Below are 18,448 nucleotides of genomic sequence, written 5' to 3' on the forward strand. Positions count from 1 at the left end.
ATACTTATGCAGAACGCCTGCTTCAGGTGCCGGGAACCGATCCCGTCCGGCGGGACGTTCTGCCGGGATTGCCAGTCGAAAGTGTCGTTGTCCGGGGCGGCGGTCGACGATGTGTCGGGCTGGTGGCTTGCTGTCGCCGGCGGATCCATCGGGTTCGTCGTCGCTATTGCGCTCACCGTGGTCGCGGTGGCTGTCTCGCTCACTGCGATCACCATGATCGCGACGATTGTCATGGTCCTCTCGATCGGCGGCTTCTTTATAGGGCTGTACGCCGACATGCGGTTCATCCAGCGCCGGAACGACCTGGAGTGGTCCCCCTCGGACTGGTATCTCACCGTGCTCCTGTTCTGTTCGCTGTTCCTGCTTACAATCCCGTTCGTGAGCGTGTACTATCTCTATCGCCGTCGGCAGCGTATCGGCCTCCCACGATGAGGGCGGCCCGCTTCGAAGCCCTTATTTGAACGCTTTCCCTCTTTTCGGTCAAGAGAACATATGTCCGAGAAACCTGCCTCGATGTACCGGGACATCGACAAGCCGTCGTACACCCGGCGCGAATACATCACCGGCATCCCCGGTTCGAAGATTGCACAGCACCAGATGGGCGACGCTGACACCGAATCAGAAGACTATCCGGTCCAGATCTCCCTGATCGTCGGAGAGACTGTCCAGCTCCGTCACGGCTCGATGGAGGCCTCGCGCCTCTCGGCCAACCGCCACCTGATCAAGGAACTCGGCGAGGGCAACTACAAGATGGTCCTTCGGAAGTTCCCCCACCAAGTCATCCGGGAGAACAAGCAGGCGACCGGCGCGGGTGCCGACCGTGTCTCGGACGGGATGCGCCAGTCCTTCGGCAAGATCGTCGGCACGGCTGCCCGCGTCCAGAAGGGCGAGCAGCTGTTCACGGCCTACTGTGACGTTGATCAGGCCGACGCCGTCAAGGAAGCGTTCCGTCGCGCCTACAACAAGATCACGCCGCCCTGCCGAATCAACGTCGAGCGTGGCGAAGAGTTGCTGGTCGCCTAACTCCAGATATCCCTGCTTTTGTCGTCGTCGGTTTTTGACGGCCTAGTCTTGTCGGCGTCGTTCCTCATGTCTAGTCGGCGATCCCACCGCCCGCGAAGCCACCCAGCCCACCAAGTGTGGCACCATAGGCAGCGACGAACAGCAGCGCACGGACCATCGCAGTGACGACGACGATTCACACCCTCTCTTCTCCAATCGCTCCAAAGCCACTGTACAGACCGGTGCCAAACGTGAGAATCGCCAGGGCGGGCACCATAGCGAGGAATCCGGCGACGCCACCGGCGCTGACCGATCGACCTGACTCGGGCTGTTCGAGATAGCCTACGAGTCCGCCTCCGACGACTACCGAGAACGGAATGAACGACAAGACTGCGGTGGCGACGCTACCGAAAACTGCGTTCGCGGGATAGGTCCCCGACACGTTCGCCATCAGCGAGGTCACGACGAGCCCGCCCTATCCGTCGTATGAAATACCCAGTTCGTCGAGGAACGTCCGTGCGCCTGCCGCCGAGGAACCAGGTCCACGCGCAGTTACGAGATCGCCATCGACAGTGACACTAGTCTCGGAATCGAGTTCTGCATCCCAGTCGGCGCCAACGGCTTTGACCTCGTCCTCAACCCAGTACGGGAGTTTCCGGCCGTCAGGCATGCGGTCGTGATCGTCGACAATGCCAGCTTCCCACTCGTTTGGGAAGCCAGTTATCGATCGCCCGTCGACGAGATATCCTCCGTCGCTGTCGCGCGTGAACGCTAAAATCCCGACCGTATGACAGACGACAAGCGCTTTGGCATCGTCGCCTTCGACGGCTTCTCGGAGGGCTGCGCGTGCGTGCGTATCTTGATTGACGTCCCAGTCAGCCCCGTGTCCACCAGGAAAGACAATTGCATCGAACGATGCCGGGTCGAGGGCCGCAAGCGGTTCCGGATCGTTCAGTCGCTCGTCGTTCTCGTGGATTTCTCGGACGCGTTCGGCAGTTTCCTTGCCGACCTCTTCGGGATCGACCGAGCGCTCGTCCAAAACTGCAGGGCCGCCAGACGGCGTCGCGACAGTAATTTCGACGCCCGCATCGTCGAAGGTCGTTAGCGGTTCAATACATTCTTCGCCCCAATAGCCATGTTCACTGACAATAAATAGTGCAGTCGACATCGATGGGAAGTAATGGACCGACAGTAAAATACTGATTGGCTACGGCAACCCTCCGAGAAGCGCATGATCGATCGATCTAATCAGGAGATAGTTCTCCAAAGCGCCCAAATTGTTGCCCCCGTTGTGCCCTCGATTAGGTGGTATGGGCCCTTGTCAGCCCGAAGAGAGTATCGGATTATTTCGACACTCTCGTCGATATCGACCGTCGGTATTGATCGATACTCGAACACACACCATCGAACACACAGCGAGGAATCGGTGTACGCTGTCGTCCGCCGACGAGGGAGCCCGTCCCCCAAGATCGCACTCTGTTCGGACTGCGTGGTGTTCTCGCCAGTCGGGTGGTTATTTGCGACCTCCCACAACCGTAACCAGGGCGTCGCGAGAGTGACTGTGAGCGCAGTCAGACGCCGTTCTAATATCGCCGCTGGTCCTGACCACTGAGCCCGGTCCTGAAAAGGGCCAAACCACCCTCACCTGCCTTCTGTTCTGATTGGGTTTGTCCCCTCGTTTCAGATCGATCGAGAACGACCACCGCTCAAGGGGTGCTTCGCCGCTGGTCGTGCTCCGGCTTGAGCGCTGCTTGAGCCTGCTCTACCGGGTGTCTTCGGTCGTCCTGATCAGAAGCACCCTCTCAGGCCCCTTTTTACCCCCTGCTCGTTGTGCCCGTCTTGAATCCACTATGCCAATCTCGATCCCTCGAATTCGCGATTCACTACTTCAGCTGTTAGCGCATTCAGAGACGGTTCCACCGCCGAGAACGACGACCACCCCCGACTTCCACACCACGCGGAGGTTCATCCGCTCGCGAACCAACAACGACTGGGCGTAGTAGCGCCGGAGATCGTGACTCGACACTTTCTGCCAGTCGGAGTCCCCGGTTTCTTCGCCAACGCGCTCGGCGGTCGCCTTGACCCGCCGCTGCACGGAGCGCTCGCTCAGATCAACGATCGGTTCGTCTCGATCGATATCCTCGACGTTTGCGTAGCGGAGTCGCTCACTCTCGACCTGCTCGGGATGGTAGGCGTCGCGAGGCTTCCCGCCGCTTCCTTCGACGTCCTTCCCTTTGGAACGCGAAGCCTGGCGTGGCCGTCGACGTGCTTGATGTGCTCCGGGTGGATCTGCGGGATTTCGAACGAACGGAATGCGACGTCACCACCGAGCTGGATGATCAGGGAGTCGCGGTTTCACCGGACGCGACTGAAGGGAGCGTCCGGCAGTTTTTCCCCAAGTTTTTGCAAGGAGTGGTAGCCGAGCGTAGCGAGGCTACCCGACGAAGCAAAAAGTGGAATGCCGCCTCCCAGATTTCGACCGACAGTTCATATGCCCTGTGTTAGAACCCCTTACTCGAACATGACTGATTCGGTTGAAAGGATCGATGCACTTCGAGAGCGGATCCAGACCTCGAACCGGATTTCTGAGGAGGATAAGAACGCTCTCATGACTTTTTCCAAGGAGATGGAGTTTCTCGATGCCCGGTACTCCGATGGGCGGCATATCAAGCTCCTCCAGCACTGTATCGTCCTCGCAGGCGATTCTCAGAAGTACAGTCGTGACGAGTTGCCAGACGTATCGCTTGTTACCACCTTCGATGATGAAGCAGCTGTCAAAGAAGTCGGTCGCTGGATCAAACGGAACTTCGATAATGAAGAGACGAAGCGTGACTATCGGGTCGCAGTTCGGATGTTCGGCGAGCATGCGGGAGAGGGTCAGGATATCCCAGCTCCAATCCAGCGACTCTCGGCGGGAACACCCCGAAACTATGACCCGAAACCAGATCCAGCAAAGATGCTGTGGTGGAATGACCACATCCAGCCGATGATCGAGAGTGCAAACAGTCTTCGAGATAAGGCTGCTATCGCAGCTGCGTGGGATTCTGGTGCTCGAAGTGAGGAGTTTTGCTCCCTCAGAGTCGGAGACATCTCGGACCACAAGCACGGGATGAAGATTTCTGTCGACGGAAAACGAGGAGAGCGGTCTGTGCTCCTCGTTCCAAGTGTCACTCATATGCGTCAATGGCTGAATGTCCATCCCGCTGGGAACGACCCGACAGCACCTCTCTGGAGTAAGCTCAACTCGCCGGAAGAGATCTCGTATAAGATGAAACTCAAGATGCTGAAGAAGCCTGCCCGTCGAGCAGGCGTCGATCACACCGATATTACTTTTCGCCGGATGCGCAAGAGTAGTGCGTCCTACTTGGCGAACCAGAACGTCAACCAGACCCATCTTGAGAAGCACCACGGATGGACTCGCGGTTCCGATATCGCCTCCCGATATATCGCTGTTTTCGGGGAAGCAAACGATCGAGAGATCGCCCGGGCTCACGGGGCGGACGTACAAGAAGAAGAGCACGAAAGAATCGCTCCGGTTTCCTGCCCACGATGTCAGCGTGACACACCCAGAGATGAACCCCTCTGTGTTTGGTGCGGACAGGCGATGGAACAAGGCGTCGTAGAGGACTTGGAAACGGAACAGAGACAGGCTAGGACCGAATTGCTCGCCATGGCTCAAGAGAACCCTGGACTGCTGGACGATATCGAGCGGCTGGAAAAAGTGATGGACTTCGTCGATTCTAACCCCAGTGTCATGCGGGATGCTCGCTCCTTCGTTGAAGCCACAAACGACTGAGCTCACTCTACGACACCACCATTTGTCTCTCTAGCCCTTCGTAACGCCCTCTCAACGTCATCAAGGAGAGGCTCAGAACCATATTCTATCAGCGCAGATAGTACAAGTCCCCGAATGAACTCGTCGTCACTGTGTTTCAGGATCCGGATGAACGTTTCTTGATTATGTTGAACAAACTGCTCCGGATCCCCGTCATATCCGTGCATTAGTATCTCTCCTCCTCTTTCATAGATTTCCCAACGTCGTCAGGATCATGAGAGGCAAGGTGGAGCGCAGGTGAACTTTCACGGAGGTTAGCTCCACAAAGCGGACACTCAACCAACCGGAGACGATGGAACGGGCGTCGCTCAATCATTGTGCTCCACACCCCGGAATCGTTGGAGCGGATCGATTGCAAAGCCAAAGGGGCTGTCGTACGAGTGATGCGATTTCGTTTTTGATTTCGTTCGGTTGCATTGGGGCGATATGGCGATATCTTGCCAAGGCTCACAGAGCAACCAAATAGGGCGAGGAGAAACGCTTTATTGGCACGCTACCTAGCGTTCACTTGGAGCCCAATTCGAGTTGCTCCATGCGGTACGGTTCGATGCCATGAGGGACCGGACAGGGTACCAAGGCCCCCATGTCATCGTTTCGTTCAACGTTTAGTCCTGAGTTCCAGGCGTGATATCGCCATGTTATCGCCGGGGAGCTCTCCGCCTATTGCCCGGAATCAGGTAGATTGGTAGTTCTATGGTGACCTGTGAACCAATTCTTTGATTCGGATAAATAGGCTGTTACACCGCACCAATATATTTCTAACCCTGTTTCAGGATCGGTATTCCCACGGAATCATGGTGAATTATATGTATGTTTTCATTTATCTGTAAAAAAGGTCCGGCAGGGGGCCGGGGGTTGGCCATGTAGCCACTCTTCCATTAATCACTAAGTATTTGAAATGTTGGTCGTGGTGGCGTGGAAGCCCCCAACCAAGAATGGCTGGGGGCGGCTACATGGACCAAAGCCCCGAACACGCCAATTTGACAATCAGCGTGCCCCTGACCGGGACCCTGGCAATGGGATACTCTCATCCTGATTTTGGATGGGAGTATCCAGTACGTTGATCTAAGCCATAACATATCAATCATCCGCTTTCCCCGTCCGGGCATTCACGGGGTTGCCAACTCAAGCAATCCCGAAAATAACCTAACTCCGGTCTGCCACGCCTACATTTAAACACATAGTCAGTCCAAAGAACGCCTACAATGGCACTCACGCGAGAGATGGAGTTACGAATCAAAGGACACCTTCACGAGATCAGACAGGCAAATGACCAAGCCATTGGTAGTCGGCAAGGCTTTCCACCTGCTATTTCGGGTTATAGTCACACGCTTGAAAGTGTAGCAAAATGCGCGACCGCAGAGGAAGTTGATCAGATTGCTAAATTTATCAAGTCACGAATTAGGACAGAGAAGGAGCGACCGCGGAATAGGAAAGTTAGGCGAGAAGCTCGTTCAATCGTCTCTCAAAGTGGATACCCAGCAGACGAATTCTTGAATACAGCATAGGTGTTGATACGAACGAAGGGATCTCTCATGAATCACGACCGAATTGATTCTGTGGCTACAGCTCTAGCTGGAATTGGATACGATGGAATCGTCGCTTTCGATCGAGCCGAGCCCGAGTTCGGCACGATCGAGAAATTGTTCGAAGAGTTCGATTCAGATGATTATGTTCAGTTGCTTGTCGTACTCGCGACGACACAAGACTACCAACTCAATGGCGACGCGCAACGATTTTGGAACGAATTCGAACAAACGGCCCTTACATACGATACTCTGACGAGCAAACAAACCGTTCGCGAGATTCTCGGCGATTTCATGGATGCAGATGTCAACGCACGTCTGAACCAACAAAAGCGAGACCGGCTTCTTTGTCTGTTTGAATCTGATTTCGATGAGTGGTTCCTCGATAATCACCAGCAGGCAACACCTGAGGTCGTCTGGAAAGAACTGGCCGACGGGCTCAACACCGACATGACAGCGAAGACTGTCGCTCTTTCGATGAAGGTGTACGATAACGCTCATCTCATCCAACACGGTGAATATCGGGAGTTTCCGCCAGACATCCCGATTCCATGTGACTTGCAAGTCAAACGGGTTTCAAGAACGTCGGGCGTTACCACCGACGACGACACCGAGCGAGTCCTTCAAGTCTGGAATGAGGTCATGGACGCGACGAGCGAGCAACTCGGTCGACACGTCTCCATCTTCCGGATCGACAGTATTGTTTGGCAAGCAGGCCAGATTATCGGCGAGCACGAACCGGACGCCCGAGCTGCAAGGAACGCTTTGGTCGAGCACTTTGAGGATGTCGGACTTGCGAATAATGAGGCAAGCCCACTTGCACGTGAATTGACGGCGGAAATGTAGCAGGTCTAACTCCGCTCGTTGTACCAGGACAGTTTCTCGCCGATTCGCATACCCTCCGTCGGGATTTCGACAGTCACGTCGGTATCTTCGAGCCGTGGGAGCAGTTCCCCGTAGTAATCCCGGCCTGCATGGATGACTAATCGAACTCCGTCGGTCAGAACCCCCCGCTCGTCAAGTTCATTGAAGACGTTATCTGCCCACTCTCGCTTTTCCTCTATTGACGCGTTAGCGAGCGTTCGCTCGTAGGGCTCGATTGGATCTCCATCAGGCTCTATCAAGCCATGTTTCGCCGAGAGGATGTACCACCCATCATGATGTTGCTCGGCGTAGGACCGCATCTTCTCGAAATATGCCGACGTGTAGAGATCCTTCGGCACCGTCGATTCGTCTCGCTTGCTCTTGACGCAACTGACGAGTCCAATTTCCTGAGTCATTGATCGTTGGTTCTTTCGGAAGTGGTTTCTACGGATTCGGTCTCACTCGGGTATTGCCAGACAAAGAGCGGTAGTGAGAATTCAAAATAGTTCGATAATACCGCACGAACATCGCTCCTCGTTCGTTCTAACGTCGGGAAGCTCACGTGCGAGGGGATTAGTAACACACCTACATCGATATCCTCGTGACCCGAAAATCCAGAGGGATCACGGTACGCAGCTTCCATCTTCATGAGGTGCCAATTCGCCCGCATCTGTTCCCCGCGCTCATGCTCAACTAGGACCCCATCCTTGTACACGTCAAAGTTCCCTCGTCGGGAAATAGTGCCAGTCGAATCAGGCACCTCGAAAGTAGCCGTGACTCCCTGCTCCCAACCCAGCGGATCTAGCAATTCGCCTCGCGCAGCCATATTTTGGTTCCCACCACCGTGTTTATGATACGCAGTGGCAATCGTAGTTAACTCATTCAGTAGTCCCTTTTCTTTGAGAATTTGTCTACCACCTCGAAATGACCAGGTGTCTTGTGATTGGGGGTCTGTCGTCATCATCTCATAATTTTCCTCATTCTGGGATGTTATAATTTAGCTTAGAACCAATTACACCTGATTTACTACGCTAAAGCCGGTAGTGAAATATCTAGATAGATATAGTCATAGAAGGTGATGCAATATACAGAGGGGTATATCCAGCACTTGACTCTGCACGTTCACGTCTGGGCCTGATATAGACGCCAGTGACGGCTGATGCTACCGATGACGGATTTCCTCTCATATGCCGATAAGAGGTGCTTATAGACCTTTTCCGGCAGTTCGGTCGGCCATCATCACCTTTTAACATCTCTGAGAGTGGGGTTGGTGGCAATGGGCTGTATTGATGGAATCGTTTGCGTTTCGGGTATTTCATCGAATATTCTCTGGGTTCTATCTCTTCTTTCCATTGGGTCGATTCTCGGTATTGGATATCGTTTGTACCAAGACCGGACCATCATTCTGGACGCTGGTGCGGAATTCTCAATGTCAACTTGGTGGCGATGGCGACGAGGGACCCTCCGACGTATGTACCGTCAATTCAAAAGCGCCTTGTTAGTGGGCAAAATCTCGTCCCACACCTTCCTCATAAAATCACTATTCACGCTTGGATTGATTGCTGCACTCGTAATAGCGATGCGCAAATCGTCATCTCCATCGTCACCTACGGGACTTGATCAGCAAATTCTCGTCGCAGCCACAGTGTTCTATGCGACAATGATTTACTTTGAAGGAAGGTTCGAATATGCTGCCCTCCGCCCTGAGGACGTAAATGTAACCCTATTTAAAAATGAAGGGGCTATGCCCACCACGAATACGTCACTCGTCTTATTCAATGGTGGTGAGGTTACGGCAACCGACATTACAGCTCAAATGAAGATAATTGACCCCGTTAGAAACACAAGCACGTTCACTCATGATGCTTTCACTCATCCAACAGCCGATACGGACGCCGGAGCAAGTGACGCATTAGAAAGTGGAAGGCGACGAAAGATTACGTTCCTATTCAATTCGCCAAAGAACGAGATTGAACGTACTAAAATGGAGGACGAATACGGAATTGACCCATGGGTGCAAATTGAAATCGACTCACCCGACCAGCGAACGAGCACTTGGGTCTACAGATCCCTGAGAAACGTGGATCCAGTGGATAAGGATAATGTAGTGGGGGGTGCCAAGGCAACAGTCGAATCATATCGTATTCAACGGGACAAGGTTTTAGGCGAGCAAAACAGCGGAATCACCGGATTTGAAGAGAGTAAAGATGACGATGAGGATGTCCCTCCACGGGGAATCCGCTGAGATACTAGCCTCTTAGCTCTTGAATTCATCCTGCAAATTGTTTATCCAGCAGTCGAAATTGTATTCGCGGTCTCGTTACCGACACTGCGGAACGATAAGAGGTCTGTGAGTGGGGTCCCGACCACCAGTAGATAGTTGTGGGGAGTACTGTAGCAATCACCAAGAGTGGCTGAAATTCAATTACTGGGCACAGGGACTATTCATCCCAATACTCTCTAACTAGTTTTGCGTGCTCCTCTCCGAAGAGGGGGTGTTACTAATGTGATATAACGCCTCAAACTATCGATTCCAGCCAACCCATTTTACCACTGTACTATGCTGAAAATGCGCTCTATATCTCGCAAAAGAAAATTGACAAGACGCAGACAAACGGACCGTGCGGAGCTATCTATGACACGCCCCTATTCAGGAATACGTGGGCGGGTCCGAGCTTCCGGGCCCGAACTATGAGGAGACTAACAATGGGGAACCAATTATTAGTCAGGGACCGTGGATTATCCCCAAGGAATTGGGCGGTTCTTAGGCTGGGTAGTGTTCTGGGTATTCAAGTCTACCGCCACCGGCTTTCGATCGAAGTCCGGTATCGGAGCCCGACCACGGAAGTGTTGAATTGTTTGATGGTGGTCGGGTCCATTTCCTGTCGGGCGTCATCGAGGTTCTTTTGGGACTCAATCAGGTGTGTCAGAGCGGCATCGATCACATCAGAGTTCGGTGGGTCATCGGTTGGCCCGGCCGAGACAATCTCTTTAGCCTGTTCGAGTAATCGTTGCCGCTCGTCGGTCAGCCGAATTGTGGTTCGCTTTGTCGAACCCATCGTACTCTCTCTTTGTGTTGGAGATCCTAGAGTGTTATCCCAAAAACGGCGTAGAATTGACCGAGGATTCCGGATCATCGGCGACATGTCTCCCCACCAAGTAGCCACGTTGCTCCTTTCTTAGCCTTTCCAGAAGCCGGCCAATTCCCCGTCCAACTCTCGATAAGATCGAAGATCACGATGACCTTCGAGGGGGGGACTCTCGGGAGACGGAATGGCTCGCTTGCTCAACCAGTTGCTCTCGAATCAAAAAGAAATCTCAGTCGTCGACTCTGATTTATAAGCTGATGTATGCAGCTTGTCCGAATACCGTTCTACTCGGGTAACTGAAAGCAGGATTGGTAATAAGTGGTCGAATCACTCGGCCGATTCAATAAGACTCACCCGGCCAACAACGATAGAATATATGCACATCTCTGGGTCGCTGGTTCCCCGGAATGTGCATAGATCGAGGATTGTGAATACATCTACGTCTGACCCCGTGTTGAAAATCTACTACCGGCTACTCTAAGAGATCTTCCTGGATACTCCATCCGATTACTTCAGCAAGTAACGGTGGAACAGCATTTCCCACGAGCCGGAAGTTATTAACGAGTGATGCTTTGAATCGATAGGTATCTGGGAAGGACTGGAGTCGCGCAGCCTCACGGACAGTAAGCGATCTGGCCTCACGAGGGTGGATGAACATGTGACCATCCTTTTCGAGATGTGCGATGATAGTGGACGCAGGTTCACGCGGGTTCTGTTTCTTGTACTTATCTGGGAATATGTCATCTCGGTATGGCTGGAGGTGTTGGCTAATTTCGTCGATGTTCCAGCCCGCCCCCTCTCCAAGGAGTTTGTAGATGGTGAGATCCAGCATATTGTGTCCGCGACAGGTATGGTTATGAAGCGAAATCTCGCTCCAGTCATCGACACCGTCCCTGTTCCGGGCCCATTCCTGATACTCGGTCACGGGCGGAATAGTGTAGTTATCAGCCGTTTTCGGGGGAGTTTCACCCTCCGGGCTTACAGGTGGTAGATCAAGAATTGCCTCACCGACAGTGATCCAGGGTTCTCGCCCCGAACGAGGATCCTCTTGCGCACCGCCACCATACTCAGACATCGTCGCCTGAGGCGTGGAACGGAAGGCAGAGGGATCGCGACGGACAGTCATCTCGGTTTCTGTCTCTCTCACCGGTTCCCGGTGAGTCGCTCGGTTCTCGAGATCAGGGTTTGGCTGGTCGAGCCGGTTACCGATGAAGAAAATGCGGTTCCGGTGCTGAGGAACGCCGTAATCTGCGGCATCCAAGTGGTAGACGGTCGTCTGATACCCGGCCTCCTTGCTCTGGCGTTTTATTTCCTCAATGATGCTCTCGCGAAGGGTACCCGAGGCAGATTCCATGTTCGCAACATTCTCCATCAGAAATACAGGGGGTTTGATCGACTGAACAAACCTGAAAAAGTCCTCAAACAGATAGTGCCGATCATCCGTCGCCACTGTCTGTCCATCCAGGGAATCAATCTTGCTTCGACCGATCCGGGAAAAGGTCGGACAGGGAGGACCACCAGCAATTAGATCAATGTTATCTTGGTCGACGGGAGCGTCCTCCGAGTCAAGTTTGCGAATATCGGCGATATCGAGTTCGCCCGTGTGATTCTCAGAGTATGTCTCCTCGACGTCTGGGTCATTATCTACGGCCCAGAGAACATCGAACCCGGCCCACTCTAGACCGGTAGACAGGCCGCCAGCACCGGAAAAGAGGTCAATTGCCTTCGGCGTCTCGGTCATACGATATCTAGGTTTGTGAGCGAGAAAGAAGTATCTCTACATCCCGCCAAGGTGTGTCAGTCGTCCGTACTTGCCCGACTTGCCCGGGCCTGAGTAGTCGCCATCTCTGAAATGCCTTTTTCGGCAAGATACTCTTGGACGGTGAGTGCGATGCGTTCCCCGAGATGGGGCGGAATCGCGTTTCCGATCTGGCGGAACCAGCTGGTAAAGGCGCCAAGGAAAATGTAGTCATCCGGGAATGACTGAATACGTGCCGCCTCTCGTGGAGTGATCCCCCGGTTTCGACGAGTATCTGGCTCGCCGGAAGCCGTATCCACGTGTTCGTAATAGTCGGGAAGAACAAATCCGTTGGCGTCCTTCGCAAGATGGGCTACGATTGTCGGCGACGGCTCATCCCAGCATAGCATACGGTACTTGTCCCTGAAGCGGGGGTTCTCCTCGGTTCCGACGTCATATTCAATCAAATTGCTATACTCGCCGTCCTTGTCGTATTTCACGTCCCATCCCGTATCACCAGGCTCCAGTGCTTCGTCAAATAGCGTCTGGTCTTTTTGCATCGGGTGTTCCCGTGCCCGGTGGTTAAAGCAGAGATCTGTTCCGTCATCGAGGTCAACCTGAGAGACATACTGACTTCGCGATCCAGGCGGGGTGCCAGTAACGACTCTCCCTCCTTCGCCTCGTTTGAGCCTAGGGAGACCAGAGAGTGCCTGCTGGAGGTCGTAGTTACCAGCCGGGAGAATATTGGAAAGACGGTCGAACATTTCATCAAGATCTGCGCGATCCGTTGCAAGGTCCTCTCGGACGCCAAGAATGATGACCCTCTCGCGTTTTTGTGGAATGCCAAAGTCGGAGCAATCAAGCAGCCTGTAATCACAGACGTAGCCCGAGTCAGCACCACCAATCGACTCCAACGAATCAAGAACTAAATCTCCGACTTTGATACCTGTGTCTTTGACCTCGTTAACCATGCCCTCGACGTTCTCCATTACCAGTACCTTGGGTCGTAACTCTTCGACAAACTTGACGTACTGGGTGTACAGGGACGTTCGAGCGTCCTCAAGGATGCTGTAATCGTCGTCATTGGCCCGACGAGTACGGTAGCCTGCTTGCGAGAGGGATTGACATGGCGGGCCACCTACGACAATGTCAGGAGTGCGTTCAAGATCCTCGACCGCTCCCGACCCGATGGCATTTCGAATATCATCACAGACGATATTTTTGTGAGGGATTTCAGGGTGGTTAAGCCGATAGGTGTCCGTCGCATCTTGGTCGTTGTCAATCGCCCAGTCAATACTACAGCCGGCTCGATCGAATCCGAGTGAGATACCACCAGCACCAGAAAATAGGTCGATCACGACAGGACCATCCTGTTGTTGTGACTGCTTTCGAAGTCGATGTGAAAGCAGGAACTTCCTGATTTCGCAGTGTTCACCGCAGACATCTATGTCGCCCTTGATAGCGTGCCCTGCAAGAGCTCGATGAAGAGGTGCTAGCTGGCGATCGGTTAGCCGCCCCTCAAGTTTTGTTCGACGCTCAGCACTATCCTTGAATCGGCTCTGGTCCAGCAATCCTAGTGAGCAGAGTATACCATCAACAAACGGTCCAGCAGGCCAAACTGGCTTGTCGAAAGCAACGAGAAGAAGCCACCATGCATCTGAACGGGATACTCCGGGGAAACTGGTAAGCAAGTCACGGAATGCGCTGTACTGCATTCCATGAATCCCCTCAAGGGTAACCCCATCCGTCTTTGAACAGTCCGCAACGGATTCGAGCAATGCCTCCAACCGGTCAACTCGCTGCTCACCGATTCCCGGCCTCGTCGTCGCTTCTGCGAGTTCTCTTTCCAGATCATCCCTGGATAGAGCGGCAATTTCGTCCCAGGCTCCCATCATGCGCTTTATTCGGGCAATCAATTCCCGTTCTTCATGGTCGAAGTAGCGCTGTCCGGGGGTTCTATTATCACGGGCTATTGCGACTGCGGCCACAGTATCAAGCGGATCATCGCTATCAGACAGTGGATCACCGCAATCACATGCAGAATCTGAGTCCGTCGACACACATGCAGTAGTGAGGTTTCGATAACGACAAGGGTATTTCTCTCCCCCCCTCCGTCGTCGGGCAAGGCTCTCGGACGATGACGTCGGGCAGCCCGTGGGATGGTACCAGTGCTGGTGGTACTGTTCTGCCGTCAGAACGTCTATAAGAAAGTCAACATGACGAAATACAAATTCTCGGTGCAGTTCTAATTCGTCATCAGGTGCTTCCGACAACACCGCGGGAAGAGATAGTGAGTCAGTATCCGCACCCCGACCAGTCATGTCTCCCTGTAGGTAACCCAGCACATAAAGCCCCAGGACTTAGTCGTAACTGAATACCTTATTCACAGCTATGAGAGCGCGTATAGGGTATCTGGGAGTGATAATTGGCCTATTTCCTCGGCAACTTGGATAGCTACGGTACTCAGGATTATTACGCTAGCGCGTTGAGAACGGTACAGTGGGAAACGTGAAGCTGCCTTTCGGACGTACCCAGGTTTCGGCAGATGAAATTTCAGAGCTTGTCAGGGTTAACAGGGCGTCACAGCTGCTTCACGAGAGCGGAAAAACAGACAGCGAAGACCAGATACGGTCGTTCATTCAGACTGTTCCAGACCTTCTCGGCTGGCTTGAACAACACGGCCGAGAATTCCCTTGGAGGTATACTACTGACCCCTGGCGTGTATATGTATCTGAGATATTGTTACAGCGGACTCGTGGTGATGCAGTAGCGGGTATCTACGACGAGTTCTTCAGCCAGTTCCCGGACCCAGAGACTCTGAATCGCGCAGACGAGAAGGATATTCATGACGCAGTATCGTCACTCGGGTTCGGGAATCAGCGAACACGAACGTTACAGGAGGTCGCCGAACTTTGCCACTGTGAATATGGTGGAGATGTCCCAAAGGATCTTGAGGCACTCAAACAATCTTGGCGAGTCGGACCATACTCGGCTCGTGCCTGTCTACTGTTTGCTTGCGCTGAACCATACGCTCTCGTTGATGCTAATGTCGCACGGGTGATCGGGAGGGTCCTAGATTATGAAATGCCGACTCAGCCACACAAAAGCAAAACCGTGTATGAGCTCATGGAATGCCTAGTTCCAGACGACCCGGAAATCGCTCGGGCATTCAATCTGGCTTTCCTCGACCTTGGAGCATTGATCTGTACACCCGATGAGCCACAGTGCCCGTCCTGTCCGCTCGAAGACTGTTGTGCCTTTGCAGCTACCAGACTTGGATAGAGGATGTCATACAACGGTTCACATACCCGTTCTTCGCTCCCACGATTCACTCACTACAGGTGAACTACTGAGCGTCTTCAACCGGTACCAAATCGTGGTGACGAAATGAAATTGGAAGATCTTCGCCTGTTTCTAGGTCTTGAAGGATGTACGAGTATCCATCTGTGGTTCGATCGGTTTCAGTACCAAGGTCGTCCGTTAGAACTTCAACAATCTCACATACTACACCGTGGTACCGAGAATCAGGATCATCAGAACCAATGTAGATTTGCACCCGGTCACCGACCGAATATGAATCATTCGCCGGTTGCGGGATGTTGTCCATTGATTCATTTTGAATCGGCAAACCCTATCAGTCCATCGTTACATCCGCACGCGTGCTGAGTAGGAAGATCCACCCCCTTTGGTATTGAACCAACCGCCTTGTGAGCTGTTCTATGGCACCCTATTCGATAAGCAAGTTAGCCCATCCGAATCTCTTGCGAACCTGTGGACGCGAGGAGGAACTCGATAAGCTTCCGGAAATTGGTGACTTCGGGGCCCTTGATCAGGACTCCTGTTTCGAGATAATGCTCGAATCCGTAGTCGGTCACATTCGCACTGCCGACATAAACCGAGGAATCGTCAAACGCCATCACTTTCGCGTGAAGGGTGAATGCTGGGTTGTCACCTTCCTGTTTTCGGGCCTCATCAGGCGTTTCTTCACTCCACCCAGTATAGTCGATTAAATGGAGGCTTTCGGTGCTTACACCGTCATCCTGCACGTTGTCAGCGAAGTCCGAAAGGACCTGCCGGTTGTAGGACTCTTGATCCCTGAGATACCGAGAGACGATTGTTACTTGGACGCCACGGTCTAGTGCAGCAATCAGAACATCCTGCAATCGTTCGAAACCTTCGCGTTCGAAGAAAGGCGAGAGCAGTACGATCGAGTCCGTGCAGCGTTTAATTTCTCGAGTGAGTGTGGGCATCAACCAAGACATCCCGAAATCAGAGGGACTGACCTCGCGAAAGCCGGGATCAGCGGGGAAGGTCACAAGTGGCCTAACAGTCGTTTCAGGAGGTCCTTGAGACTCAAAAACGGTGATGGCCTTTCCCGCGTGTCGAGCCGCTGTGAGCACTTCTCGACAGCGTTTGGCATCGACTGCATAGTGACTGTCTGCAATTGAGCCGCTGAATGAATCCCGATCAAGTACACCAGTTTGCTCAAGATGGCGAAACAGATCAGTGGCAGCCTCTTCGTCAATATCTGTCTCCCGTGCAAGTCCAACCGGAGAGAGCGTAGTATCCTTGCCCGCAGCAGCCAAGAGGATACCCTCAACCTGGGTGAGGAGTCCTGCATCACGGTTGACCAGATCAGCGATCGAGAGGGGCGTCCACATACCGTTAGCTGATTCAGACGTCATATTGTTGTCCCAATGATATAATATCCATGTGCTGATTTGTTTCCCGTTACCCTATACTTTCCAGTAGCCAGTAATAGTACGGTCTGTGTTCGGCCGGCTGCCGAACAGATAGTCCCGAGAGATCACCTGGTTGAAATACGAACAGCTAATCTCACTCACGTGTAGACACGACAGACAGGCCCCTCCTCGCTGTGAGCACACCGGGTCGTAAACACAATCGTTTCCATGAGATTCTGCCTGGCCAAGCAGATTGTCTAACTGTTGCTCGACCATGGTGGTCATGCCACCGATATTGAACTCTTCCCGGTTATTGGCGTAGATGACCAGCGACAGTGCTCGCGGGAAAAGGAACTCGCTGAGGTTTGTTCGGTCGAAACCGCTGATAGTGCTGGCCTGCTTCAGCAGGATATGACTCGTCGTGTGAAGTAATTTGAATACGTGCTCGGTTATCTGTCCCTCGACATCATCACCGGCGTCGGTTTCGAATCGCCCGTATCCTTCCACAGGCGCAAGGTGGCTAATGATGAATCCCCACTGCTCGTCTTGTGATAGCTGGCTAATATCGCTCCGGGCATGCTCAAGAGCAGCCTCATCAGTGCTATCAATCTGCGGCAGAGTGGTCGACCCGTTCACTTCATCTGGGTCGCTGGTCTCGGGGATGTTTAGCGCCAGCCAGAGCAATACACGTTCGGGGTCAAGATCAAACTGGACAGCTTCGGTCTCAGATGTATCGACGAAGATGGGTGTCCCATCCCCATCACTTGCGTTCTGTGAGAATGCATTGATCTTGGCTTCATCCTCATCGCGGCCACCACGGGTATATCCATAGACGAACGTCTGCACGGGGAAGTCTTCGATCACTCTGACATCTTGTATACCAAGACGATCGAGGTCGTCCTGGTAGGTGCTAATACGGTCAGCCTTTTCCGTGAATCCACGGGTACGCGACTGCTGTTCCAGATCGGACAGGGAGTCCGTCGTCAGGTCCTCCCTGCTGAGGACATACTGCAGGATCTCGTCACCAGCGTCGGTCAGTTCCGACTGGTCGCCATCACTTTCGAGGGAGATTACCTCAGCAAGACGTTCTCGAACGGTCTGACTGTCAATTTCTCCACGTTCTTTCAGGTGTTCTCGGGCCTCATCGAGGCTCGTAATATTATCATTCGCCTGGAAAACCTCGACGACCTTCGCGTCGTCCACCTCGACCTCACCGACTCGCTCACGGAGGGTAACCTCTTCTACGGATTCAGCGTCGGACAGACCGAAGTGCTGGGCGAACGCTTTTCTCGCCCCATCCTCGCTCTGTCTGAGATGGCCAATTCCTGCCGAATGAAGATTGACGGTGGTGATGTAGTGCGGGTAGTAGACACTCCCCGCCCGGTGAACAGTCGTGTACATCCCGTCGTTCTCATCGCCAGCGGGCGGAGTATACTCACACCCGCAGTTCTGAAAATTCCGCATCGGCGTTTCCCAGCCACAGCCATCGACCTCGCAGCTCCAGTGGAAATTCCGAACTCGCTGGCTATCCCGCCGGTCGAGAACGACATGTCTGTCGCCGTGGTTGGGACATGACTGAGGATAGAGACGTCTGATCTCTCCGCAGCTGTGAACGCTCACAAACTGGTACTGCTTGAGGTCACCACCACACCGATCGCAGGTCAGGTCAGGATTCTGGCTTTCCAGATCGTCCGCCGAGTAGTATCCGTGCG

General features: G+C 53.4%; 16 protein-coding genes. 6 read left to right on the plus strand and 10 right to left on the minus strand.

The features are described 5' to 3' along the window. The first annotated feature begins 6 nt into the window (after positions 1-6). Together HZR20_RS07510 and HZR20_RS07515 are read left to right on the plus strand one after the other, a co-directional pair. Positions 7-432 (plus strand): hypothetical protein, encoded by a 426-nt coding sequence (locus tag HZR20_RS07510; RefSeq protein WP_181685967.1) that lies wholly within the window; start codon positions 7-9, stop codon positions 430-432. A 60-nt stretch (positions 433-492) separates the two neighbouring features. Beyond that, positions 493-1,023, plus strand: coding sequence for a 50S ribosomal protein L16 (locus HZR20_RS07515; protein WP_181685968.1), 531 nt, complete (start codon positions 493-495; stop codon positions 1,021-1,023). A gap of 175 nt (positions 1,024-1,198) precedes the next feature. Here the strand turns inward: HZR20_RS07515 and HZR20_RS07520 are convergent, their stop codons facing one another. The 3 genes from HZR20_RS07520 to HZR20_RS14520 form a co-directional block, all read right to left on the minus strand. After that, positions 1,199-1,453, minus strand: a complete 255-nt coding sequence (locus HZR20_RS07520; RefSeq protein ID WP_181685969.1) for a DUF5518 domain-containing protein — start codon at positions 1,451-1,453, stop codon at positions 1,199-1,201. 24 nt (positions 1,454-1,477) lie between these two features. Next, positions 1,478-2,170, minus strand: a complete 693-nt coding sequence (locus HZR20_RS07525) for a type 1 glutamine amidotransferase domain-containing protein (protein WP_181685970.1) — start codon at positions 2,168-2,170, stop codon at positions 1,478-1,480. 720 nt (positions 2,171-2,890) lie between these two features. Next, a complete protein-coding gene (locus HZR20_RS14520) occupies positions 2,891-3,097 on the minus strand; it encodes a hypothetical protein (protein ID WP_258560382.1) in 207 nt (68 codons plus the stop codon). Between the two features lie 426 nt (positions 3,098-3,523). On the opposite strand from HZR20_RS14520, the gene HZR20_RS07535 reads away from it, so the two are divergent. Further along, positions 3,524-4,798 (plus strand): site-specific integrase, encoded by a 1,275-nt coding sequence (locus HZR20_RS07535; RefSeq protein WP_181685971.1) that lies wholly within the window; start codon positions 3,524-3,526, stop codon positions 4,796-4,798. Between the two features lie 2 nt (positions 4,799-4,800). Here HZR20_RS07535 and HZR20_RS07540 read toward each other — a convergent pair whose 3' ends face one another. Further along, positions 4,801-5,004, minus strand: coding sequence for a hypothetical protein (locus HZR20_RS07540; protein WP_181685972.1), 204 nt, complete (start codon positions 5,002-5,004; stop codon positions 4,801-4,803). A 1,368-nt stretch (positions 5,005-6,372) separates the two neighbouring features. Between HZR20_RS07540 and HZR20_RS07545 the strand changes: the two genes are divergently transcribed. Beyond that, on the plus strand, positions 6,373-7,209 hold the full coding sequence (locus HZR20_RS07545) for an N-glycosylase/DNA lyase (protein ID WP_181685973.1): 837 nt from the start codon (positions 6,373-6,375) through the stop codon (positions 7,207-7,209). 5 nt (positions 7,210-7,214) lie between these two features. Here the strand turns inward: HZR20_RS07545 and HZR20_RS07550 are convergent, their stop codons facing one another. Continuing rightward, entirely contained in the window at positions 7,215-7,643 is a 429-nt protein-coding gene (locus tag HZR20_RS07550; RefSeq protein WP_181685974.1) for a DUF6884 domain-containing protein, read from the minus strand. Positions 7,644-8,698: 1,055 nt separating this feature from the next. Between HZR20_RS07550 and HZR20_RS07555 the strand changes: the two genes are divergently transcribed. Then, positions 8,699-9,472 carry a hypothetical protein gene (locus HZR20_RS07555; RefSeq protein WP_181685975.1) on the plus strand — a complete coding sequence of 258 codons (774 nt, stop codon included), beginning with the start codon at positions 8,699-8,701 and terminating at the stop codon, positions 9,470-9,472. Positions 9,473-10,022: 550 nt separating this feature from the next. Here HZR20_RS07555 and HZR20_RS14790 read toward each other — a convergent pair. The 3 genes from HZR20_RS14790 to HZR20_RS07565 form a co-directional block, all read right to left on the minus strand. After that, positions 10,023-10,286: a DUF7386 family protein gene (locus HZR20_RS14790; RefSeq protein WP_374057589.1), complete on the minus strand. Its 264-nt coding sequence runs from the start codon at positions 10,284-10,286 to the stop codon at positions 10,023-10,025. A gap of 502 nt (positions 10,287-10,788) precedes the next feature. Then, positions 10,789-12,057 (minus strand): DNA cytosine methyltransferase, encoded by a 1,269-nt coding sequence (locus HZR20_RS07560; protein WP_181685976.1) that lies wholly within the window; start codon positions 12,055-12,057, stop codon positions 10,789-10,791. Positions 12,058-12,113: 56 nt separating this feature from the next. Next, complete coding sequence (locus HZR20_RS07565; protein ID WP_309484907.1) at positions 12,114-14,114, minus strand: DNA cytosine methyltransferase; 2,001 nt, start codon at positions 14,112-14,114, stop codon at positions 12,114-12,116. Between the two features lie 439 nt (positions 14,115-14,553). Here HZR20_RS07565 and HZR20_RS07570 point away from each other — a divergent pair, with 439 nt between their 5' ends. After that, positions 14,554-15,336 (plus strand): hypothetical protein, encoded by a 783-nt coding sequence (locus HZR20_RS07570; RefSeq protein ID WP_181685978.1) that lies wholly within the window; start codon positions 14,554-14,556, stop codon positions 15,334-15,336. Between the two features lie 461 nt (positions 15,337-15,797). Here HZR20_RS07570 and HZR20_RS14525 read toward each other — a convergent pair whose 3' ends face one another. Then, positions 15,798-16,739: a phospholipase D-like domain-containing protein gene (locus tag HZR20_RS14525; protein ID WP_258560383.1), complete on the minus strand. Its 942-nt coding sequence runs from the start codon at positions 16,737-16,739 to the stop codon at positions 15,798-15,800. A 51-nt stretch (positions 16,740-16,790) separates the two neighbouring features. Further along, the gene (locus HZR20_RS07580; RefSeq protein WP_258560384.1) at positions 16,791-18,137 is read right to left on the minus strand and encodes a hypothetical protein; all 1,347 of its coding nucleotides are present in this window, start codon (positions 18,135-18,137) and stop codon (positions 16,791-16,793) included. Positions 18,138-18,448: the final 311 nt, after the last annotated feature.

The organism is Halorhabdus salina (assembly GCF_013839425.1).
Taxonomy (GTDB): domain Archaea; phylum Halobacteriota; class Halobacteria; order Halobacteriales; family Haloarculaceae; genus Halorhabdus; species Halorhabdus salina.

Coding starts and splice junctions, on each gene's coding strand:
- HZR20_RS07510 (WP_181685967.1), top strand. CDS start 7: ATGCAGAACGCCTGCTTCAGGTGCCGGGAACCGATCCCGTCCGGCGGG.
- HZR20_RS07515 (WP_181685968.1), top strand. CDS start 493: ATGTCCGAGAAACCTGCCTCGATGTACCGGGACATCGACAAGCCGTCG.
- HZR20_RS07520 (WP_181685969.1), bottom strand. CDS start 1,453: ATGGCGAACGTGTCGGGGACCTATCCCGCGAACGCAGTTTTCGGTAGC.
- HZR20_RS07525 (WP_181685970.1), bottom strand. CDS start 2,170: ATGTCGACTGCACTATTTATTGTCAGTGAACATGGCTATTGGGGCGAA.
- HZR20_RS07535 (WP_181685971.1), top strand. CDS start 3,524: ATGACTGATTCGGTTGAAAGGATCGATGCACTTCGAGAGCGGATCCAG.
- HZR20_RS07540 (WP_181685972.1), bottom strand. CDS start 5,004: ATGCACGGATATGACGGGGATCCGGAGCAGTTTGTTCAACATAATCAA.
- HZR20_RS07545 (WP_181685973.1), top strand. CDS start 6,373: ATGAATCACGACCGAATTGATTCTGTGGCTACAGCTCTAGCTGGAATT.
- HZR20_RS07550 (WP_181685974.1), bottom strand. CDS start 7,643: ATGACTCAGGAAATTGGACTCGTCAGTTGCGTCAAGAGCAAGCGAGAC.
- HZR20_RS07555 (WP_181685975.1), top strand. CDS start 8,699: ATGTACCGTCAATTCAAAAGCGCCTTGTTAGTGGGCAAAATCTCGTCC.
- HZR20_RS14790 (WP_374057589.1), bottom strand. CDS start 10,286: ATGGGTTCGACAAAGCGAACCACAATTCGGCTGACCGACGAGCGGCAA.
- HZR20_RS07560 (WP_181685976.1), bottom strand. CDS start 12,057: ATGACCGAGACGCCGAAGGCAATTGACCTCTTTTCCGGTGCTGGCGGC.
- HZR20_RS14525 (WP_258560383.1), bottom strand. CDS start 16,739: ATGACGTCTGAATCAGCTAACGGTATGTGGACGCCCCTCTCGATCGCT.
- HZR20_RS07580 (WP_258560384.1), bottom strand. CDS start 18,137: ATGTACACGACTGTTCACCGGGCGGGGAGTGTCTACTACCCGCACTAC.